The 20,532-nt window shown below is 62.6% G+C and carries 24 protein-coding genes and 1 other RNA gene; 11 read left to right on the top strand and 14 right to left on the bottom strand.

Annotated features, from left to right (window positions below; all coding sequences use genetic code 11):
- Positions 1 to 8: 8 nt before the first annotated feature.
- Complete coding sequence (locus EN885_RS05540; protein ID WP_128241762.1) at positions 9 to 455, bottom strand: GNAT family N-acetyltransferase; 447 nt, start codon at positions 453 to 455, stop codon at positions 9 to 11.
- 66 nt (positions 456 to 521) lie between these two features.
- A complete protein-coding gene (locus tag EN885_RS05535) occupies positions 522 to 1,385 on the bottom strand; it encodes a LysR family transcriptional regulator (RefSeq protein ID WP_128241761.1) in 864 nt (287 codons plus the stop codon).
- Positions 1,386 to 1,524: 139 nt separating this feature from the next.
- Between EN885_RS05535 and EN885_RS05530 the strand changes: the two genes are divergently transcribed.
- Positions 1,525 to 3,093, top strand: coding sequence for an MFS transporter (locus EN885_RS05530; RefSeq protein ID WP_128241760.1), 1,569 nt, complete (start codon positions 1,525 to 1,527; stop codon positions 3,091 to 3,093).
- A gap of 59 nt (positions 3,094 to 3,152) precedes the next feature.
- Here EN885_RS05530 and EN885_RS05525 read toward each other — a convergent pair whose 3' ends face one another.
- On the bottom strand, positions 3,153 to 3,992 hold the full coding sequence (locus EN885_RS05525) for a MoxR family ATPase (RefSeq protein ID WP_128241759.1): 840 nt from the start codon (positions 3,990 to 3,992) through the stop codon (positions 3,153 to 3,155).
- Positions 3,993 to 4,174: 182 nt separating this feature from the next.
- Between EN885_RS05525 and ssrS the strand changes: the two genes are divergently transcribed.
- From ssrS to EN885_RS05505, 4 genes are all read left to right on the top strand, one after another.
- Positions 4,175 to 4,330: non-coding RNA, 6S RNA (ssrS, locus tag EN885_RS05520), on the top strand.
- Between the two features lie 97 nt (positions 4,331 to 4,427).
- Complete coding sequence (locus EN885_RS05515; RefSeq protein ID WP_126104513.1) at positions 4,428 to 5,015, top strand: 5-formyltetrahydrofolate cyclo-ligase; 588 nt, start codon at positions 4,428 to 4,430, stop codon at positions 5,013 to 5,015.
- Positions 5,016 to 5,097: 82 nt separating this feature from the next.
- Positions 5,098 to 5,922, top strand: a complete 825-nt coding sequence (locus EN885_RS05510; RefSeq protein WP_126104514.1) for a YmdB family metallophosphoesterase — start codon at positions 5,098 to 5,100, stop codon at positions 5,920 to 5,922.
- Positions 5,923 to 5,993: 71 nt separating this feature from the next.
- Positions 5,994 to 6,758 carry a TerC family protein gene (locus EN885_RS05505; RefSeq protein WP_095487453.1) on the top strand — a complete coding sequence of 255 codons (765 nt, stop codon included), beginning with the start codon at positions 5,994 to 5,996 and terminating at the stop codon, positions 6,756 to 6,758.
- Between the two features lie 56 nt (positions 6,759 to 6,814).
- Here EN885_RS05505 and EN885_RS05500 read toward each other — a convergent pair whose 3' ends face one another.
- Entirely contained in the window at positions 6,815 to 7,672 is an 858-nt protein-coding gene (locus EN885_RS05500; RefSeq protein ID WP_128241758.1) for an oxidoreductase, read from the bottom strand.
- Positions 7,673 to 7,773: 101 nt separating this feature from the next.
- Here EN885_RS05500 and EN885_RS05495 point away from each other — a divergent pair, with 101 nt between their 5' ends.
- Positions 7,774 to 8,667, top strand: a complete 894-nt coding sequence (locus EN885_RS05495) for a LysR family transcriptional regulator (protein ID WP_164897786.1) — start codon at positions 7,774 to 7,776, stop codon at positions 8,665 to 8,667.
- Positions 8,668 to 8,756: 89 nt separating this feature from the next.
- Here the strand turns inward: EN885_RS05495 and EN885_RS05490 are convergent, their stop codons facing one another.
- From EN885_RS05490 to EN885_RS05480, 3 genes are read right to left on the bottom strand one after another with little or no spacing between them, the layout of a single operon-like run.
- Entirely contained in the window at positions 8,757 to 9,230 is a 474-nt protein-coding gene (locus tag EN885_RS05490) for an SRPBCC family protein (RefSeq protein WP_128241756.1), read from the bottom strand.
- Positions 9,231 to 9,258: 28 nt separating this feature from the next.
- Positions 9,259 to 9,621 carry a hypothetical protein gene (locus tag EN885_RS05485; RefSeq protein WP_128241755.1) on the bottom strand — a complete coding sequence of 121 codons (363 nt, stop codon included), beginning with the start codon at positions 9,619 to 9,621 and terminating at the stop codon, positions 9,259 to 9,261.
- Positions 9,622 to 9,637: 16 nt separating this feature from the next.
- Entirely contained in the window at positions 9,638 to 10,120 is a 483-nt protein-coding gene (locus EN885_RS05480) for an SRPBCC domain-containing protein (RefSeq protein ID WP_095487447.1), read from the bottom strand.
- 51 nt (positions 10,121 to 10,171) lie between these two features.
- On the opposite strand from EN885_RS05480, the gene EN885_RS05475 reads away from it, so the two are divergent.
- The 3 genes from EN885_RS05475 to EN885_RS05465 all read left to right on the top strand — a co-directional run bounded on the left by EN885_RS05475 (position 10,172) and on the right by EN885_RS05465 (position 11,858).
- Positions 10,172 to 10,495, top strand: coding sequence for a metalloregulator ArsR/SmtB family transcription factor (locus EN885_RS05475; protein WP_095487445.1), 324 nt, complete (start codon positions 10,172 to 10,174; stop codon positions 10,493 to 10,495).
- 225 nt (positions 10,496 to 10,720) lie between these two features.
- Positions 10,721 to 11,470 carry a YebC/PmpR family DNA-binding transcriptional regulator gene (locus EN885_RS05470; protein WP_023800014.1) on the top strand — a complete coding sequence of 250 codons (750 nt, stop codon included), beginning with the start codon at positions 10,721 to 10,723 and terminating at the stop codon, positions 11,468 to 11,470.
- Positions 11,471 to 11,531: 61 nt separating this feature from the next.
- Positions 11,532 to 11,858: a SelT/SelW/SelH family protein gene (locus tag EN885_RS05465; protein WP_128241754.1), complete on the top strand. Its 327-nt coding sequence runs from the start codon at positions 11,532 to 11,534 to the stop codon at positions 11,856 to 11,858.
- Positions 11,859 to 11,889: 31 nt separating this feature from the next.
- Here the strand turns inward: EN885_RS05465 and EN885_RS05460 are convergent, their stop codons facing one another.
- The gene (locus EN885_RS05460; protein WP_127206420.1) at positions 11,890 to 12,369 is read right to left on the bottom strand and encodes an anthrone oxygenase family protein; all 480 of its coding nucleotides are present in this window, start codon (positions 12,367 to 12,369) and stop codon (positions 11,890 to 11,892) included.
- A gap of 1 nt (position 12,370) precedes the next feature.
- Entirely contained in the window at positions 12,371 to 13,228 is an 858-nt protein-coding gene (locus tag EN885_RS05455; RefSeq protein WP_128241753.1) for an NAD(P)H-binding protein, read from the bottom strand.
- Between the two features lie 99 nt (positions 13,229 to 13,327).
- Here EN885_RS05455 and EN885_RS05450 point away from each other — a divergent pair, with 99 nt between their 5' ends.
- Positions 13,328 to 13,969, top strand: coding sequence for a TetR/AcrR family transcriptional regulator (locus EN885_RS05450; protein ID WP_128241752.1), 642 nt, complete (start codon positions 13,328 to 13,330; stop codon positions 13,967 to 13,969).
- Between the two features lie 68 nt (positions 13,970 to 14,037).
- Here EN885_RS05450 and rpmE read toward each other — a convergent pair whose 3' ends face one another.
- Complete coding sequence (gene rpmE / locus EN885_RS05445) at positions 14,038 to 14,259, bottom strand: 50S ribosomal protein L31 (protein WP_006327661.1); 222 nt, start codon at positions 14,257 to 14,259, stop codon at positions 14,038 to 14,040.
- A 200-nt stretch (positions 14,260 to 14,459) separates the two neighbouring features.
- Between rpmE and EN885_RS05440 the strand changes: the two genes are divergently transcribed.
- Entirely contained in the window at positions 14,460 to 16,262 is a 1,803-nt protein-coding gene (locus EN885_RS05440) for an ABC transporter transmembrane domain-containing protein (RefSeq protein ID WP_128241751.1), read from the top strand.
- 35 nt (positions 16,263 to 16,297) lie between these two features.
- Here the strand turns inward: EN885_RS05440 and EN885_RS05435 are convergent, their stop codons facing one another.
- From EN885_RS05435 to EN885_RS05420, 4 genes are all read right to left on the bottom strand, one after another.
- Entirely contained in the window at positions 16,298 to 17,785 is a 1,488-nt protein-coding gene (locus tag EN885_RS05435; RefSeq protein ID WP_128241750.1) for a carboxypeptidase M32, read from the bottom strand.
- A gap of 272 nt (positions 17,786 to 18,057) precedes the next feature.
- On the bottom strand, positions 18,058 to 18,480 hold the full coding sequence (locus EN885_RS05430; RefSeq protein WP_128241749.1) for a hypothetical protein: 423 nt from the start codon (positions 18,478 to 18,480) through the stop codon (positions 18,058 to 18,060).
- A 366-nt stretch (positions 18,481 to 18,846) separates the two neighbouring features.
- A complete protein-coding gene (locus EN885_RS05425; protein ID WP_348627368.1) occupies positions 18,847 to 19,143 on the bottom strand; it encodes a hypothetical protein in 297 nt (98 codons plus the stop codon).
- Positions 19,144 to 19,500: 357 nt separating this feature from the next.
- Complete coding sequence (locus EN885_RS05420) at positions 19,501 to 20,532, bottom strand: peptidoglycan -binding protein (protein ID WP_127288377.1); 1,032 nt, start codon at positions 20,530 to 20,532, stop codon at positions 19,501 to 19,503.

Raw genomic sequence — 20,532 nt, 5'->3', positions numbered from 1 at the left:
GGCAGCCATCACATCAAATCATACTCGATGAAGCCCGTGCGCCGCGCCACGTAGTCGTAGAGCTTGCGCGCGGTGGTGTTGGTCTCGTGGGTCATCCAGTAGACGTTCTTGACGCCGATCTTGCCGGCTTCCTGCTTCACCGCCTCGATCAGGGCGGCGCCGACGCCTTTGCCGCGCACGTCCGGGTCGGCGAACAGGTCCTGCAGATAGCAGTTGTTTACCTGCGACCAGCAGGAGCGATGATAGAGATAGTGCGTCAGGCCGACCGCCTTGCCGTCGAGGGTGGCGATGAACCCCTTCGGCTCGAACTCACCCGCCGTGAACAGCCGCTTCCAGGTGACGGCGTAGACGTCCTCCGGCAGCTTGGTTTCGTAGAAGGTGAGGTAGGCAGTCCACAGACGCTGCCAGTCGGCATGGTCGGATTGTGCCAGTGGGCGGACGGTGATCTCGGTCATTTCATTTCCCTCTGAGGTCTGCAACCCGATCCATCCCAACAGAATCGGAATCACGACTATCTTTGCCTATCCCGCCGGCAAATTATACTCGCGAAAAGCGGTCGCGAGCATGCGCAGCGCCTCACGTGCCCGCGGCGCCAAAGCATGCGAATGCAAAACGATCTCCGAAGGCGGAATTGGCGGCAGGCCGAGTTTGCGGCCCACCTCGACCAAGCCGGGGGGAACGACACGGTGGGCGAGGGCGGAAATGGCGAAGCCGGCCGATACCGCGATGTTGACGGCCGCGCCGCCACCGCCCACGAAAGCCTCACTCCAGGCGATGCCTGCCCTATCCAGCGCCTCGACCGCCCTCAGGCGGTCTGGGCAATTGCATACGGTGCTCAAAAGGGCCAGGCGCAATGGCGTTCCGGGCCGCCATTCGAAGGCAGGGGCCGCGAACCAGCCATAGTGGGTGCGCGACAGGGCTTCGCCGCGTCGGATGTCATCTTCCTGGTGCACGATCACAGCGTCGAGCTCGCCGCGATCGAAAGCTCCTTCCAGCATGGAGCTGGTGTCGATCCTTATGTTGAGCGCGAGCGACGGATCATGAGCATGAAGCTGGGCTATCAGTGTGGAAAGCTTAGGCCCCGCAACATGATCGACAAAGCCGAGAGCAAGCCGACACGGCGCTGCGGAAAACTCCGCGACGGCGCGTTCATGGGCGGCAAGGAATTCACGGGCCGCGGGAAGGAAAACCGCTCCTCTTGCGGATAGAGCCACACGGCGCGGGGTCCGTTCGATCAAACGCGCGCCGAGCTTTTCTTCGAGCCGGCGCAGCTTGACGCTGATCGTCGCCTGGGTGCTCCCCATCGCGGCAGCCGCCCGGGTGAAACTCTGCAGGTCGGCCACCATGACGAAGGTGCGCACGGCGTCGACATCAAGGCTGGTCATCGCGATCATTCCATTTTGTCATTTCTGAAATAGAAACGCATAGCCTTTTTTCATAGTCAAGGCTCGTCTATGTCATGTCGGCCGCAGTTAAGGGCGCCGCTCGCAGCCCCTGTGAATGCTCCGATGGAAAGTGATCGATATGACGTTTCAAATTGACCGAAACACCGTTGCGCTCGTGGGCGTCTGCCTTGCCTCGCTGCTGTTCGGCCTCGAAATCTCCAGTGTGCCGGTGATCCTTCCGAAACTGGAAAGCGTGCTCGTCGCCGACTTCAAGGATCTGCAATGGATCATGAACGCCTACACCATTGCCTGCACCACGGTGTTGATGGCGACGGGAACATTGGCCGACCGTTTCGGCCGCAAACACGTGATGGTGATCACCACCGTAGCCTTCGGCCTGGCATCTCTGCTGTGCGGCCTCGCACCGACCGCTCCACTTCTGATCGTCGCGCGCTTTCTGCAAGGCCTTGCGGGGGGCGCGATGTTCACCTGCAGTGTGGCGGTGCTGTCCCACCAGTTCCAAGACGGCAGTCAACGCGGCAAGGCCTTCGTTGCCTGGAGTATCGTCTCGGGCATCGGGCTTGGTTTTGGTCCAGCCATTGGCGGATTGATCGTAACGCTGTCGAGCTGGCAGTGGGTGTTCCTCATCCATGTGCCACTCGCCATCCTTGCCTTGGTCTTCATCGGTGCCGGTGTCACCGAATCATTCGATCGAAACGCCCAGAAGCTTGACCGGGCCGGCATCCTCACGCTCTCGTTTGCGGTGTTCGGCCTCTCCTATCTGATCACGCAAGGGGCTGATCTCGGCTCTGGCGCCCGCATCGGCGTGGCAAGCGCGGCCGTGCTGGCTTTCATCGCGTTCCTCGTTGCCGAAAAGATCAACCCCTATCCGATGTTCGATTTCTCGGTGTTCCGCATCCGCCAATTTTCGGGAGCGATCATGGGCGGCATTGGCATGAATTTCAGCTACTGGCCGTTCATCATCTATCTGCCGATCTATTTTTCGGGAGTGCTCGGCTACGACAGCACCACGACCGGTCTGTTGCTGCTCGTCTATACGCTTCCCCTCATGCTGATGTCCTCGATAGCCGAGCGCTTGCGCGCCCGCTTTCAGGCGCGGGTGGCGATCCCGCTTGGCTTGCTGACATTGGGGATCGGCTTCATCGCCATGAGGGTAGGCTCCGGGCTCGAGGGGGCCAACTGGCTGACCATGCTGCCCGGCACGCTGATCGCCGGCATCGGCATCGGCCTGACCAATTCACCGACTACCAACACCACGACCGGCTCAGTGTCGCCGGATCGTGCCGGCATGGCTTCCGGCATCGATATCAGCGCGCGCCTGGTCACGCTCGCCATCAATATCGCGGTGCTGGGCATGCTGTTGACGCAGGGGATTGTTTCTTATCTGCGGGACGCATTTGGCACGACCTTCGACCCGAATGAACTGCGCGCGCTGGCGGAAAAGATCGCCGCCGGAAATCTCGATGGCCTCTCGCAATACTCGCCCAAGCTCGCGACCCTCGATCCGTCGGGCGCCATCGTGCATGCCGCCTTGGTCAACGGTTTTGGCTGGGTCATGCTCTATAGCGGGATCGGCGTTCTTGCCCTTGCCGTCATCAGCTTCATTATCTTCGGCCCCAAAAATGTCGCGCTGCAGGAGGCAAGGGGCCATCATCCCGCTCAGACCGCAGGCGAGGTCCGCTCGTAGCAACGGCCTCCCAGCTCGGCGTCAGAGGCCGAGTTCTTGCGGTCCAGGATGACCGCCTCTCACCCCTGCCGTCTCGCCATGAAGGCCAGTCGCTCGAACAGATGCACGTCCTGTTCGTTCTTCAAAAGCGCACCGTGCAGCTTGGGCAGTGCGTTTTTCGGGTCGGCGCGCAAATCCTCAGGCGCGATGTCATCGGCGACCAAGAGCCTGATCCAGTCGAGTGCCTCGGAGGTCGACGGCTTCTTCTTCAGGCCCGGCACGTCGCGGATCTCGTAGAACTGGGTGAGCGCGGCGCGCACCAGGTTCTGCTTGATGCCGGGATAGTGCACGTCGACGATCCTGTGCAGCGTGTCGACGTCGGGAAAGCGGATATAGTGGAAGAAGCAGCGACGCAGGAAGGCGTCCGGCAGTTCCTTCTCGTTGTTGGAGGTGATGATGACGATCGGCCTGACTTCGGCGCGGATCGTTTCGCCAGTCTCGTAGACGAAGAACTCCATCCTATCGAGTTCCTGCAACAAATCGTTGGGGAATTCGATATCGGCCTTGTCGATCTCGTCGATCAGAAGCACCACCTTATTGGCCGTCGCGAAGGCATCCCACAGCTTGCCGCGCTTGATATAATTCCTGATGTCGTTGAAGCTGATATCGCCGAGCTGGCTGTCGCGCAGCCGCGAGACAGCGTCATACTCGTAGAGGCCCTGCTGCGCCCTTGTCGTCGACTTGACGTGCCATTCGATCAGCTCGAGGCCGAGCGCTGCCGCCACTTGCCTCGCCAGCTCGGTCTTGCCGGTGCCGGGCTCGCCCTTGACCAGCAATGGCCGCTCCAGCGCGATTGCCGCATTGACCGCCACCATCAGGTCCTTGTCGGCGACATAGGCCGCCGTGCCTTCGAAACGCATTCTTGCTCCTCGGTTTTTCATAGCAACCGTAAGGAGACGGTCCAGCCTGTGCAAGGCGCAGCAGCGAGGGCACGGTGAAACCTCATGCCGCGCAGCTCCCAGGCGGGTCTTTGTGACGAATTAAGCCGCGGAGCATGGCCGTCTCTCTGGCGCTTGGCCGATCGCCAGCCTATATTGGTTGTGACGGTCTGCGCTTCCCGGCAGGAGAACATTTTCCCCGGGGCCTTAATGATCCCTAGGGAGCTGTCCCTGGGAAGACCCGTGGGTTTTCTCATACGGCGCCCACCTACTTTGTAGGTTCCCGGGATCGCTCTCTCCACCGGTTGTGTGGATCGTCACTCGACGCAAAAGATCCACTCAAATTCGGTGGATCATGCGGTGGAAAACGTCGCTCCTAAAACTCCAATCAGATCCGACCTTTTCTACCTTGGCCCCATGACCTCTCCAAAAGAACTGAAAAGACATCTCCGCAAGGAAGCACTCGGACGCCGCGACGCGCTCGATCCGTTCTGGCGTGTGGAGGCAGCGCTCGAAATGGCCGAGACGGCGCGGGACAGCATTGCGATAGAGCCTGGCCAGATCGTCTCCGGCTTCTGGCCGATGCGCTCGGAAGTCGACGTCCGGCCGCTGATGTTTGCCTTGCGCGAAAACGGGGCACGGCTTTGCCTGCCTGCCATTCTCGACAAGACCACCATCGTCTTTCGCGAACTGGTGCGTGGGGCGCCGATGGTCGATATGGGGTTCGGCACCGTCGGGCCGCATGAGGAGGCCGAGGTGCTCGATCCCCAGGTGATGCTGGTGCCGCTCGCGGCTTTCGACGCGCGCGGCCACCGCATCGGCTACGGCGCCGGTTATTACGACCGCGCGATCGCGCGGCTGGTCGACAAGGGGCAGCCGCCCCGGCTGATCGGGATTGCTTTCGACTGCCAGGAGGTGGCGCTGGTGCCGGACGAGCCGCACGACATGGTCATCCCGGAAATACTCACCGAGAACGGGTTGCGCCAGTTCGCGCCGAAATTGTAGATAAGTTCCTGGACGCATGGTCTTTTCCGAAAGTCATGCAGCTTTTGTGCTTCGCTGACCTTTGGTTCGGGATCATGTTTAGATGAGACTTCTCTTCCTCGGCGATATGGTCGGCAAGACCGGGCGCACGGCAGTGTGGGAACAACTGCCCGGCCTGATCTCGGATTTCAAACTCGACTTCGTCATCGTCAATGGTGAGAACGCCGCCGGCGGCTTCGGCATCACCGAAGAGATCTTTCGCGAGACGATCTCGGCGGGCGCCGATGTCGTCACCACCGGCAATCATGTCTGGGACCAGCGCGACGCGCTGGTTTTCGCGCCGCGCGAGGAGCGCTTCCTGCGTCCGTCCAATTTCCCCAAGGGCACGCCGGGGCGCGGCTCCGGCGTCTACATCGCCAGGAATGGCGCGCGCGTTCTGGTCACCAACATCATGGGCCGGGTGTTCATGCATCCCGAACTCGACGACCCGTTCCAGGCCGGTGAGCGCGAGCTTGCCGCCTGTCCGCTCGGCGAGCAGGCCGACGCGGTGGTCATCGATTTCCATGCCGAGGCGACGTCTGAAAAAATGTGCTTTGCGCATTTCGTCGACGGCCGTGCCAGCCTCGTCGTCGGCACCCACACGCACCAGCCGACCGGCGACCACCATATCCTCAATGGCGGCACCGGCTATATCTCCGACGCCGGCATGTGCGGCGACTATGATTCCTCGCTCGGCATGGATAAGGAGGAGCCGCTCAACCGGTTTCTGTCGAAGGTGCCGAAAGGACGCTTCGAGGCCGCGACCGGCCCGGCGACATTGTGCGGCGTCGGCGTCGACATTTCGGATCGCAGCGGCCTGACCGAGCGGATTGCGCCGTTTCGTCGCGGACCGCGGCTCGAGGAAACTGCGCCATCTTTCTGGTCGTGACATTGATATCAACGCCTGCGATACCTAACTGCCGGCGACACTGCTCTAGATCGTAAGAGGGGACGACCTCCATGCAGCTCATCGAATTCCTGGCGCCACATTTCGCCTTTGTCTCCGATCCGACCGCGTGGGTCGCGTTGCTGACGCTGATCGTGCTGGAGGTCGTGCTCGGCATCGACAATCTGATCTTCATCTCGATCCTCACCAACAAATTGCCGGAGGCACAAAGGGCCCGCGCCCGACGGCTCGGCATTTCTGCCGCGCTGATCATGCGGCTGGTACTGCTTGCCACCATCTCGATCATCGTCCAGTTGACAGCGCCGGTATTCACCGCTTTCGGCCATGGTTTTTCCTGGCGCGACCTGATCCTGATCGCTGGCGGCCTGTTCCTCGTCTGGAAGGCGACCAAGGAGATCCACCACACGGTCGATCTCGAGGATCACCAGGACACGATGATGGGCCAGACGCTGCAGCTTTCACTGGCCGGCGCGATTTTCCAGATCCTGCTGCTCGACCTCGTCTTCTCGATCGATTCGATCATCACCGCGGTCGGCATGACGGACGAGATTGCCATCATGTATATCGCCGTCATCGTGGCGGTCACCGTGATGATGCTGGCGGCCGGGCCGCTCGCCGACTTCATCGCCAAGAACCCCAGCATCGTCATGCTGGCGCTCAGCTTCCTTCTGATGATCGGCATGACGCTGATCGCCGACGGCATGGGCTTCCATGTGCCCAAGGGCTACATCTACGCCGCCATGGGTTTTTCCGCCCTTGTCGAGGGCCTCAACATGCTGGCGCGACGTCGGAGAAAGGCAAAGGCCGGCGGGCACTGAGTTGTAAGCAGACACCTGCTTCGTGCAGACCTCGGAGGGCCGTACCGCGCATCCAATCAGGCTGTCTTGTCGGGGACGATGTCAGTGCTTCGAGTTACCGTCTCCCAGATGTCGGTCTCCTGCCGCAACGCGTCGAGCCTGCCACGGAATTGGTCCAAAGCGTCGCCCCCGATCAGAAGATGGACAGGAGGATTCTCCGCCTCGACGGCGGCGATGATCGCGCGAGCGCCGCGCGAGGGGTCGCCTGCCTGCTTGCGGTGGCCGGCCAATGTCTCGTCGCGCGATTTGCCAGCGGTGTCGGCATAGTCGTCGATGCGTGTTGCCGATTGTTTGATCGAGGCAGGTCCGCGGAAGTCGGTGCGAAATGCGCCAGGCGCGACCGCCGTGACCCCGATACCCAGCGGCGCCAGCTCCTTGGCTAACGTGTCCGACATCGCCTCGATACCGAACTTCACCATGTGATAGTAGCCAACGCCGGGATAGGTAACCAGGCCACCGATGGAACTGACGCTGACGATATGCCCTCGCCGGCGTGCACGCATCCCAGGCAGCACGGCCTTCACCAGGTTAACCGGGCCGAACAGGTCGGTCTCGAACAAGGTGCGGATGTCCGCATCCTCGCCCTCCTCGATCGCGGCGAGGTAGCCGTAGCCGGCATTGTTGACGAGCACGTCGATGCCACCGAAGCGATCCTCGGCTGCCGCGATCGCCTCATCGATCTGGTGCGCGGCTGTGACATCGAGCTCGACGGCAAGCGCCGCTTTACCGTGCGCGGCCACGAGGTCGGCAATGTCTGCGGTGCTCCGCGCGGTGACGACGACGCGGTAGCCGGCGGTGAGCGCCTGCTCCGCCAGCGCGCGGCCGAGACCTTTGGAGCAGCCCGTGATGAGCCAAACGGCGTCCTTCATGATCATGATCTATCTCCATCCATCCTTTGGTACCATCAGATATGGCGATCAACTCGGCGTTCGATTAGACTGAATTGATTGGAAGGGTCGTTGAACAGGATTACATGATGACGCGCGCCAGCCTGGACGACCTCGCCGCCTTCGCAGCCGTCGCCCGTGCACGAAGCTTCACGCGAGCCGCCGTGACGCTGGCGACATCCACCTCAAATCTCAGTCACACGATCCGCCGGCTTGAGGCGCGGCTCGGTTACCGTCTTCTCCAGCGCAGCAGCCGAAGCGTGTCCGTGACCGAGGCGGGCGAGACGCTGCTGGGGACGCTGGGGCCGGCACTGGAAAGCATCGATGGGGCGCTGGATGCGTTGGACCTGGGGCGAAACCGTGTCTCGGGAACGCTGCGTCTGACAACGACGCGGCAGGCCTATGAGGCGGTGGTCCGGCCCGTGCTGCCGGCTTTCACGACCGCGCATCCGGATGCAACGGTCGAGGTCCTGATCGACTATGGTTACCGTGACATCGTCGCCGACCGGTTCGATGCGGGCATTCGCCTTGGCGAAAAGCTGGAGCGGGACATGATCGCGCTCAAAGTCGGGCCCGAACTCAGCATGGCTATCGTCGCGACACCCGATCACGTCGCGAACTCGGCCCCCATCATCCATCCAAGCGATCTGACGCAACACCGGTGCATAAATTACCGGATGGTCACAGCCGGCACGATCTACGCCTGGGAATTTGAGCGCGACGGACAGGCTCTGGACGTAGGTGTCTCCGGGCCGCTCACATTCAATGAGCCCGAACTGATGCTCGAAGCGGTGCTGGACGGGTTAGGCATCGGGTATCTGCTCACCCATGAGGTTGCGCCTTATGTGAAGGACGGCCGACTTGTCCGGCTGTTATCAGAGTGGACGCCCCCATTCCCAGGCTTCCACCTCTACTACTCGTCGCGGCGACAGATGCGTCCGGTGTTGGCGGCGTTCATACAGGCGGTGCGTGGCCGCATCTGACTAGGTGATACGCGTTAAGGCCAATGAAAAAGCGGCTGCTCACGGATTCAAGTGAGCGACCGGGTGGTCTGACGGTACAGGGCGGCTTTTTATACAGTCTGCTCGTGAACACCCTTCGGGTGGCGGTCGCCGATCAGGCCAAGCGTCAGGCCTTGCTCCAGCCACGCCTTGGCGCCGGCGAGCACCAGCGCAAAGCCATCAGTCGAGCCGATCGCCTGCTTGACCTGCTCGTCGGCACTGCCGGCAAAGCCGAAATTGCGAACTTCGACGAAGGTCGCGCCTTCAGGCATCTCGGTAAAGGTCCAGACCACCGTGGTCGGCGGATCGCTCCATTGCATGACGATCTTTTCGTTCCTGACGAATTCGCTGACCGTGACCGGCGTCGAGACGCCGTACATGCGCCATTCCCAGCGAACCTCCTTGCCGCTGTCCAGCCTGCCGCTGCCATGAGTGAACCAGAATTTCGTCGTGATCGCCGGATCGACGATGGCTTCGAACATTTCTGCGACCGGCCGCCGGATCAGCATGCCGGCTTCGGCGGTCGGTGTCTCACGGATTTCCATATCGTCCTCCTTTCCGAACAGGCCTCCGTCACCAGGCGTCGGGTTCGCGCACCATGTGAACGATGTTGGCCGGATTGGTGATCCAACCGCCACGAAAACCCTCGCCCAGCGCCTCAATGGCGTCGCAGCGCACGATACCGGCCTTGGCGAGATGATCGGCTGCGGCCGGAAAATCGTCAGTGAACAACTCCAGCCAAACCTCTGCCTGGCTCAGCATCGGCGCTTCGTCGATCCATAGGCGATTGGGGCCGAGTTCGAAGCCGATAGCCGGCGCCTTGGCCGTGAACGGCTTCAGGCCGACGACGTCCCGGTAGAAGGCGATCGTGTCCTGGTACTGGTGTGGCGGCACTTTCATGGCGATGTTGATGCCGCCGGTGATTTTCGCAGTCATTCTTTCCTCCGTCTTCTCAGATATTGTCTTCGCTGGCCGGCTCGCCCTTCATCTCGCTGCGGTAATAGCCGTCGCGCAGGTTGATGCCGTATTCGACATAGGCCTTCATGCAGGCCAGCATCTGCGACCAGCCTTCGCAATTGAGGTAGGACTTCTTCAGGCCGACCGCGTCCTCGTGCCAGCCGGTCTCGGCGATGGTGACGAAGGTGCCGCCGTCATCCAGCGGCTCGAAATTCATCTCGATGCGCGTCTTGTAAGCCGGCTTGCCGTCGGCGTCGGTGGCGTCCCAGCGCAGCACGATGCGGCTGTCTTTTTCCACCTGGTCGACCTCGACCGGGACCTTGCCCCACCAGACGACGCCGGCGCCTGCCACCAGCGGCGCGCTGGCGCCGCCGATCGTGGTGAAATAGCCGCTGAGCTTGGTCGGATTGACGACTGCGTCGAAGACCTCGGCGACCGGTTTGCCGATGCGGCCCGAAACTCTGAATCCAAGAGACATATCCACAGCTCCTTCCTTGATCAGGCCGATATTATGTTATAAAAATATAACATGTCAAGCAAAGCGCAGGACGACAATGTTTTCAAGGCGCTGGCGCATCCGCGCCGGCGTGCGCTGCTGGACGAGCTGAAGGACGCGCCGCGGACCACCGGCATGCTGTGCGATGCCTTTCCAGACATGGACCGCTGCACCGTCATGCTGCATCTGAAAGTGCTGGAAGAAGCCGACCTAGTCGTGGCGCGGCGCGAGGGCCGCGAACGCTGGAACCATCTCAACGCGCTGCCGATCAAGCAGATCCACGACCGCTGGATCAGCCAATACGCCACGCACGCGATCAGCATTCTCGACCGGCTGAAATCCGATCTGGAAGAATGAATGGCCGCAGGAATGCAGCTGGCGGGCGCTTTGCGCACCGCGCTTACGGCGCGGCTGGACGAATTGAGCCGATTTATCTATAAGCCGGCCATTCCGAGATAGAGCGCCGTACGTCCATCCGGACGCACCAGGGGCGTTCTGAAATTTTGAATTCGAGCATTTTGGCAAAAGGCGAGGTGACTACCTCGCTGCAGAATGCTCTGCCAAGAAGACGACAGGGGTGCCATGGCTGGCCATTCACAGTTCAAGAACATCATGCACCGCAAGGGCCGCCAGGACGCGGTGCGGTCGAAAATGTTTTCCAAGCTGGCGCGCGAAATAACCGTCGCCGCCAAGAGCGGCACGCCGGATCCGTCGATGAACCCGCGCCTGCGCTTGGCCGTGCAGAACGCCAAGGCGGTGTCGATGCCGAAAGACAATATCCAGCGCGCCATCAACAAGGCATCGATGGGCGACGCCGAGACTTACGAAGCCGTGCGCTACGAAGGCTACGGACCCGGTGGCGTCGCGCTCATCGTCGAGGCGCTGACCGACAACCGCAATCGCTCGGCGTCGAATGTGCGCGCCGCCTTCACCAAGGCCGGCGGGGCGATGGGGGAAACCGGCTCGGTGTCGTTCATGTGGGACCGTGTCGGCGAGATCTTCTATCCGGCGTCAGTCGGCAGCGCCGAGAAGGTCATGGACGCGGCGATCGAGGCCGGCGCCGACGACGTCCAGTCAGACGAGGAAGGCCACACGATCTATTGCGCCTTCGAGAATCTCGGCGAGGTGTCGAAGGCGCTGGAAGGCGCGCTCGGCGAGGCGGAGTCGGTGAAGCCGATCTGGAAGCCGCAGACCAACATTGCGGTCGACGAGGAGCGGGCACAGTCGCTGATGAAGCTGGTCGCGACGCTCGAGGACGATGACGATGTGCAGAGCGTCTACGCCAATTTCGAGGTCGACGACGAGACCATGGCGAAGCTCAGCGCGGCATGAGCGGAACTCAGCCAGACATGAGCGGAGCTCAGTCCGAGATATGAGCGGAGCTCAATCTGACATGACCGAAAAGCCGCTGCCGACCATCCGCATCACCTATTGCACGCAGTGCCAATGGCTGCTGCGGGCCGGCTGGATGGCGCAGGAGCTGCTCTCGACCTTCGGAACGGATCTGGGCGAGGTCACGCTGGTGCCCGGCACCGGCGGCATTTTCACCATTTCCTGCAACGACACGCTGGTCTGGGACCGCAAGCGCGACGGCGGCTTTCCCGATGCCGCAAAGCTCAAGCAGCTGGTTCGCGACGTCATCGATCCGGACCGCGATCTCGGCCATGCCGACCGGAAGGGCCATAAGTCAAAAGACCCCACATCAAAAGACCCTGCCTGACGTAGGGTCTTTTGCGTTTCTACCCCTGCATTCACCGCCATCCCATGATGAAGCAGCCCAGAGCTGCGATGGCGGTGATGGTGCGGACATGGTTCCACATCACCCAGTCCCTGAGATAGGTGGTCCACACGGCGGCGCCGTTGGCGCTTGCCGGATCGACGGCGGCCAGAGCGTTGTTGAGCGGCACGTTGAAAATCATGGTCACGATCAGGTTGCCGACGAGATAGATCAGGGCGCCAGCGAGAAGCCACAACGAACCCGGCTGGTTCCAGCCGAGGATGGCGCCGACGGCGAGGACAAGGCAGATCAGCCCTGTGCCGAAAAGCGCGGTCATGAATATCGGCGTCACCGCGGTGACGTTGATCGAATTCATCGCGGCGATGCCTCCCGCGGCAGGCATGCGGGCGAGGCCCGGCATGACGAAGCTGGAGAAGGCGAAGAAGACACCAGCGACGACGCCGGAGCCGAGCGCGGCGATGAAGGTGAGGGTGGGAAGCAGTTTCATGATCATGTCAGTTGCTCCAGATGCCGGTAGCGGCGGTTTCGGTTACATAGGCGGAAAAATCTTTTGGGGCGCGGCCGAGCACGCGCTGGACGCCGTCAGTCAGCGCCTCGTTGCGGCCGTCGAGCACCTCGATGAACAGCTCGTTGAGCAGCCAGGCGAACTCGGCCGGCAGCTCGTACCCGGCTACCGCTGCGGTGAACTCGGCATGCGAAATCCTGACAAACCGGATGTCGCGACCGCTCGCCTTGCCGATCTCGGCGACCGCGTCGGCGAAGCTCAGCAGCCGTGGCCCGGTCAGCTCGTAAAGCTGGCCGATATGGCTTTGCTTGGTAAGCACCGTCACGGCGGCGTCGGCAATGTCGTCAGCGTCGACGAACGGTTCTCCGACATTGCCGACCGGCAAAGCCACCTCCCCGGCGAGCAGCGGATCGAGCAAAAAACTCTCGCTGAAGTTCTGGGAAAACCAGGCGCAGCGCAGGATCGTCCAGTCGGCGCCTGAGACTTTCAGCATCTCTTCGGCACGTTGCGCTTCCGTTTCGCCGCGCCCCGACAGCAGCACCAGCCGGCGCACACCGCGCTCCACGGCAAGGTTGGCGAAGGCGCCGACCGCTTCGGCCGCACCGGGCACCGCAAGATCAGGATAGTAGCTGATGTAGACGGCGCCGACACCATCAAGCGCAGGTTCCCAGGTCGTGTCGTTTTCCCAGTCGAAGGGCGGCGTGCCCGAGCGCGAGCCGATCCGCACCGGCAGGCCCTGCGCCGCCAGCTTGTCCGCGAGACGACGGCCGGTTTTGCCTGTGCCGCCGAGGATCAAAGTCGGTTTTTTCGCTGTGTCGTTCCTGGTGGTTCTCCTTGCTGAAAACATGAGTTTTCCTCACATTTGCAAAACGTGATAAACCCTCGTATTTTGTGAGTCAAGCCAGTTTGTTGGCCAATTTGTTGGATCATTCGCCAGGAGACAGTGATGGAAGGCTCGACCGTATCGGGTTCACAGGATGGCCAGATCGCGTTGCCGCGCCGGGCGCCAAGCCAACAGCGCAGCCGCGAGCGGGTCGAGCGGATGCTGGCTGCCGCCTCCGCGCTGATCGCCGAGCAAGGCAGCGATGCCATGCGCATGGGCGAAGTGGCGGAACGGGCCGGCGTGTCGATCGGATCGCTCTACCAGTTCTTCCCGGACAAGCGGGCGATCATCTGGGCGCTGGCCGAGCGTTACACCGCCGAAAGCCAGGCCTGCATCTCAGCGGCGCTGGCAGATGTCATCGATGCCGAAGGCCTGCGGCGGGCGTTTTCGGAGCTGGTGGATATCTATTACCGGCTGTTCCTAGCGTCGCCTGTCATGCGCGACATCTGGTCGGGCACGCAGGCCGACAAGGCGCTGCGCGAACTCGAGTTCGCCGACAGCCGGGCCAACGCTGACTTCCTCACCGCCGTGTTGAAGCGGCTGCGGCCTGCCGCCGATCCGCCGGCGTTGGAAACGACGGCATTTCTCATCTGGCAGATGGGCGAGGCCACCATGCGGCTGGCAATCTCGGTCGAGCGGCAAGAAGGCGACGACCTGGTCGCCGCCTACAAGCGCATGGCGCTGCGCGAACTGGTCGGCGAATAGGCCGCATTTCGGCAACAAAAAAACCCGCCACGAGGGCGGGTTTCTTCTATCCGAGAAAGGCCTGCGGCTTAGAGGCCGAAACCTTCGAAACGCTTCTTGAACTTCGACAAGCGGCCGCCGCGATCGAGCAGGGTCTGCTGGCCGCCGGTCCAGGCCGGATGGGTGGTCGGGTCGATGTCGAGGTTCATCGTGTCGCCTTCCTTGCCCCAGGTCGAACGGGTCATGTATTCGGTGCCGTCGGTCATGACGACCTTGATGGTGTGGTAGTCGGGATGGATGTCGGTCTTCATTGTGCTATTCCTGGTTCGCCGGCGCTGACGAGCATAAAGCCTGCGTCGATGCGCCCCTTTTTAAAACTCGAAGCCGCAGCTATTGAGGAGCCACGGCTTCTAAAACGGTCGGCGAGCCTATACATCAGCCGGAATTGAATCACAAGGCCGCGGTAAGCGCATATTGAGGCGCATACCCATAAGAGCCAGAGGAAACGGTCATGGCGCACACTAGCGGCGATGCAGACGAGCGTAGGCGCTCGCTCAAGCCGCTGCGGCGCCTGTTCCCCTACATCACCCGCTACCGGAAAATGGTCATTGGCGCGGTCGTCTCGCTGACCGTCGCGGCGGCGACGACGCTGGCGCTGCCGCTGGCGGTGCGGCGGATGATCGACCACGGCTTTTCCGCTTCCGATTCCAGTTTCATCGCCGAGTATTTTGCCATGCTGGTGGTGATGGCTGCCTTGCTCGCTGCGGCGTCAGCCAGCCGCTACTATTTCGTCATCACGCTCGGCGAGCGCGTCGTCGCCGACATCCGCAGCGATGTGTTCCGCCATGTCACGACGCTGTCGCCATCCTTCTTCGATACCGCCCAGTCGGGCGAGATCGTGTCGCGGCTCGCCGCCGACACGACGCAGGTCAAGTCGGCGGTCGGTGCCACCGCTTCGGTGGCGCTGCGCAACGTCATCCTCGGCCTCGGCGCCGTGGCGATGATGGTCTTCACCAGCCCGAAACTGTCGGGCCTCGTCATCGCCGCCATTCCGGTGATCGTGCTGCCGCTCGTCGCCTTCGGCCGTTCGGTGCGGCGCAAATCCCGGCTGGCGCAGGACACGCTGGCCGACGCCACGGCCTATGCCAGCGAGCAGATCGGCGCGGTGCGCACGCTGCAGGCCTTCACCAACGAGAAGCTCGTCACTGGGCATTTTTCATCTGCCGTGGAAACCGCGTTCGAAGCGGCGCGATCCTCGATCTTTGCCCGCTCCTTCCTCACTTTCTTCGCCATCTTCATGATCTTTTCCTCGGTGGTGGCGGTGCTGTGGTTCGGCTCGCGCGACGTGCTTGACGGCACGCTGTCGCCGGGCACGCTCGGCCAGTTCCTGCTCTATTCGGTGTTCGCCGCCGGCGCCCTCGGCGCGCTGTCAGAAGTGTGGGGCGAGCTTTCTCAGGCGGCGGGTGCTGCCGAACGGCTGACCGAGATCCTGGCCGAGAAGTCCGCGATCCAGGCGCCCGCGCATCCGAAACTGCTGCCGGCGACGGCCAGAGGCGCAATAAGTTTCGACGACGTATCGTTCTCCTACCCCGCTGGGCCCGACCGCGCCGCCGTCCACGGCCTGAGTTTCCAGGTCAAGCCCGGCGAGACGGTGGCGATCGTCGGCCCCTCCGGCGCTGGCAAGAGCACTGTCTTTTCGCTGCTTCTGCGCTTCTATGATCCCGAGACGGGCAAGATCATGATCGACGGCGTTAACGTGCGCGAGGCCGACCCCGTCGCCATACGAGAGCGCATCGCCATCGTGCCGCAGGATGTCACCATTTTCGCGGCCAGCGCACGTGACAACATCGGCTTCGGCCGTCCGGACGCCAGCGACGCCGAGATCGAGGCGGCGGCCAAGGATGCGCTTGCTGACGAATTCATCCTCAAACTTGAGAAAGGCTATGACAGCCAGGTCGGCGAGCGCGGCGTGACGCTGTCCGGCGGCCAGCGCCAGCGCGTGGCGATTGCCCGCGCGATTCTGCGCGATGCGCCGATCCTTCTGCTCGACGAGGCGACCTCGGCACTCGACGCCGAAAGCGAGACGCTGGTGCAGACGGCGCTGGAACGGCTGATGCAGGACCGCACCACGATCGTCATCGCCCACCGGTTGGCGACGGTGCTGAAGGCCGACCGGATCCTGGTCATGGATGGCGGCTGCATTGTCGAGGAAGGCACCCACCAGAGCCTCGTCGCCAAGGGCGGCATCTATGCGCGGCTGGCCAAGCTGCAATTCGAAACCGGGGCGAGTGCTTTCAGAGGTGCTGCCGAGTAAACAGGGGGTATCTGCGCCGCGATTCTACTGCCGCCTCACGCCGCTCCATACCGCTTGCGCAAGTGATCGGTGAAGTGTGCGGCGTTCAGTTTTTCACCTGTCGCCCGTTCGAGCAGCTCCGGCGTCGACCAGCGCGAGCCTTGCGACCAGATCTTTTCGCGACGCCAATTGTTGATGGCGCTGAAGTCTCCCTTGGCGAGATCCTCGTCGGCGGAGGGATGGTCTCTGGTCAGCGCCGCCCATTGCTGCGCCGCCATCATGGCGCCCAATGTGTAGGACGGGAAATAGCCGAAGGCGGCACCCGGCCAGTGCACGTCCTGCATCGGTCCGTCGGCCGGGTTGTCCGATGTCGACAGACCGAGATAGTCGCGCATCTTGGCGTCCCAGGCCTCGGGTAGGTCGGCGGCCTCCAGCCGCCCCGAGACAAGCTCCTGCTCCAGCTCGAAGCGCAGGATGACGTGCAGCGGGTAGGTGACCTGGTCGGCGTCGACGCGGATCAGGCCGCGCTCGACCCGATGCACATGCGGCAGGATGTCGTCGATCGACCAGGCCTCGCCGAGGTGCCTTTCGACCACCGGCAGCGCCCAGCGCCAGAATTCCGGATTGCGACCGATCTGCTTCTCGACGAACAGGCTCTGGCTTTCATGCACGGCCATGCCGCGCGCCTTACCGAGCGGCCAGTGCGCCCACGACTTCGGCAGGTTCTGCTCGTAAAGCGCGTGGCCGGTCTCGTGCAGCACGCCCATCAGCGCCGACAGGAAGTCGGTCGTCTTGTAGCGGGTGGTGATGCGCACGTCGCTCGGCACGCCGCCGCAGAACGGATGATGCGACACCGAAAGCGAGCCGTGCGTCAGGTCGAAGCCGACCGCCGCCATCATGGCGAGGCCAAGCTCGCGCTGCTTTTCGATCGCATAGCTGCCCGAAAGTGGCTTCAGCGGGCGCTTCGTCAGCCGCGCCTCCTGCACGGCCAGTGCCTCCGGTACGAAATCCCTGAGGAAGGTCTTCAACTCGGCGAAGACCGGCGTGATGTCGGCGGCGCGGTTGCCGGGATCATATTGCTCCATCAGCGCGTCATACGGATCGAGGCCGAGCACGTCGGCGCGAAGCGCTGCTTCCTCGCGCACCAGCGCCACGACGCCTTCGAGCGCCGGCAAAAACCCTGCCCAGTCGTTTTTCGCGCGCAGGTCGCGCCAGAGCTGCTCGGAGCGCATGCGCGCCGTCGTTTGGCGCTCGACGAATTCGACCGGCAGGCAGGTCAGGTTGGTGTATTGCCGTCGGAACTCCTTGACCGCTGCCTGCTGTTCCTCGTTCAGCGTTTCCTGCTCGGCCGCCGCGATCCAGTCGGCGATCTCCGGCGCGGTCGCTCTGGCGTGATGCATGCCGGCCAGCGCCGACATCGCTTCGGCGCGCTTTTCGCCGCCGCCGACGGCCATGTGGGTCGCCTCGTCAGCACCGAGAATGGCGAGCGCATGTTCCAGCGCTTCGAGCTTGTGGCCGAGGTCGTCGAGTTTTTGAAAGGACATGGCAGGTTCCGCTGAATTTGAACGGCGGGAAAAGATACCAATGCGCGGGCATTGGCAACCCTGAAGGCCGTTTTGCGACGGGCGCTTTGATCGCGCCATACCTCGACGTGATCTGGCGGTAGCAAGGGGCATCCTGCGGAAGCGAGGACGGCGTGATCAATATCGCCTCGCCGGCCTTTGCGCGTCCCAAAAGGATGCGCGGCGCTGTCATGAAAGAGGCTCCCGCGGGGCAAAAGCCCCGAGGGCGCCGGGCAGTCCATTCCTCGATATGATCAGCCGTTTGGATTTCCGCCATCGGTGTAGTCGCCGATGTTGAAGGCGTTACCAGTGTCGAACAGCAGCGCCTGGTCGACATTATCGAGCCGGCGCAACAACTGCCGGTATTGCGCGCCCGGTATCCTGCCATGGTCTGTCGTAGCCACTCTCTCGGCGGCCTGGCTGATATGGGCCGCCCGCATGTGCAGCCTTTGTGCCTCGGCCGGCGTGATCGTGTTCTCCTGCCTCGCGTCCGCGATGCCCTTGTCCACGCCCTGAACCTGATCGATCAAGCTTGTCACGCGCGGACCGTAGAAAACGGTCGGCGTCGCCTCGTCGAGGGCGCCTTTGTGATGTCCGGCGGCGTAGGCGCCCGCGAACGGAACGGCGATGAGAAATGCGGTGAGGGTTGCAGTCCTGAGAGTCTTGAAAGAGCGCACGGCGGCGTCTCCTTTTATCGGGGAAGACGGCGGCTTGGGCCGCTCCGCCTTCCAGTCGCGGGCCGTCCGGTTCCGTCGCGTCGCGATGAGGGAGGGCATCGCCGGCGGTTCTCGGCCTTGCAACGGAAGCTAGGAGCGGGCCGCAGCAAAGTGTAATTAAAAAAAGATAATCTTTTCAGGCCTTGTTGACCACGAACCGGCGCCCTAGCTGGCGCCGCTCCGCCACAAATCGCCCCCGGACCGATGTCTGGTGTCCCGCATTCCCCACAGCATTCGAGATAAAAGCCTGCCTTCGTTGCGGAAGGGATCATGCGCAAAATCAAAGGATCATGCGCAAGATCAACTGCGGCGCTGTAATGGATGATTTCAGCCCCTTGGATAATTTGGGCCGTAGCCGTTTGGATAATATCCGCCATCGGCGCCGTTGCCGATAAGGAAGGCGCTGCCGGTGGCAGCCCGCAGCTTTTGGCTCACATCATCGAGCTGCGCCAGCAACTGCTGATATTGCGTGACCGGTATCGTTCCATCTCGCGCCGCCCTCTGGGCGGCCCGATCAAGTTGGGTGATCTGCGTGCGCAAGTCACGCGCCTCGCCCGGCTCGAGCTGGTTCGCCTGCATGGCGGCCCGGATACCCGTATCCACGCTCTGGATCTGATTGATCAAAGCTGTCTCACGCGGGCCGGCGTAGGCGCCAGCAAACGGAACGGCGACGAGAAGTGCGGCAAGCGTTGCAGTCCTGAGGCTTTTGGGCCTGAGGGTTTTGGGAGTGAAAGAGCGCATGGTTGCGTCTCCTTTTACTGGGGAAGGCGGCGGTTGGGACGCTCACCTTCCGGCCGTGGGCCGTCCGGTTCCGTCGCGTCGCGATGGGCGGTTCCACCGCCGGCGGTTCTCGGCCCCTTGGTACAACCTAGGAGCGGTTCTCGGCAAAGTGTAATCAAAAAAAGGTAATCTTTTCAGACCTTGACGGTCTGCGCTGGCACGCTAAATCCGCGCGTTCGCCCTGAGCCTGCCCGGTCTGGATCAACGCTCGGTCAGTTTCAGCTCGATGCGGCGGTTCTTGTTGCGCGCGTCTTCGGTGTCGGCGGGGTCGAGCGGCTGGAATTCGCCGAAGCCGGCCGCAACCAGCCGGTTGGCCGGCACGCCGTTCTCGATCAGGAACTTCACCACCGAGGTCGAGCGCGCCGTCGACAATTCCCAATTGTCGCGGTAGCGGCCGGTGCCGGACAGTGGTTTGTCGTCGGTGTGGCCGTCGACGCGCAGCACCCAGTTGATCTCCGGCGGAATCTCCTTCTGCAGGTCGATGATGGCGTCGGCGAGCTTCTTCATCTCGACCTTGCCGGCGTCGTTGATCACTTCGGAGCCTGTCGGGAAAAGCACTTCCGACTGGAAGACGAAGCGGTCGCCGACGATGCGGATGTTCTCGCGATCGGCGAGGATTTCGCGTAAGCGCCCGAAGAAGTCGGACCGATAGCGGTTCAGTTCCTGCACACGTTGCGCCAGTGCGACGTTCAGGCGGCGGCCGAGATCGGCGATCTTGGTGTTGGACTCGCGATCGCGCGTTTCGGACACGTTGAGCGCTTCTTCGAGCGCTCCGATCTGCCTGCGCAGCGCCGCGATCTGCTGGTTGAGGATTTCAACCTGGCTCAGTGCCTGCTGGCTGATCTGGCGCTGGCTGTCGAGTTCGCCCGAAAGTGCCGTGGCGCGCTGGTTGGCCGCGTCGCCGGCACCCGCACCTTGCGCCAGCAATTGCTCGAGCCGGCTCTTTTCCGCCTCCGACGCCGACAGCGACGCCTGCAAATTGGCGAGCGAATCTTCCTTGTCCTGCGTCGTCGAGCGCTCCAGCGCCAGAAGCTGGGTCAGTTCGTTGATCTGCAAATTGAGGCGATTGAGCACCGTGTCCTTGCCGGAGATTTCGCGACCGAGCAGGAACTGCGCCAGCACGAAGACCGTGAGCAGGAACATGATCGCCAGCAGCAACGTCGACAGCGCGTCGACGAAGCCCGGCCAGTAATCGATGCGGCGATCGTTACGCCGGCCCCTGGCGAGAGCCAT

The organism is Mesorhizobium sp. M6A.T.Cr.TU.014.01.1.1, assembly GCF_004022765.1.
In the GTDB taxonomy this organism is placed as follows: domain Bacteria; phylum Pseudomonadota; class Alphaproteobacteria; order Rhizobiales; family Rhizobiaceae; genus Mesorhizobium; species Mesorhizobium mediterraneum.
This window is presented reverse-complemented; position numbering and strand designations above follow the sequence as displayed.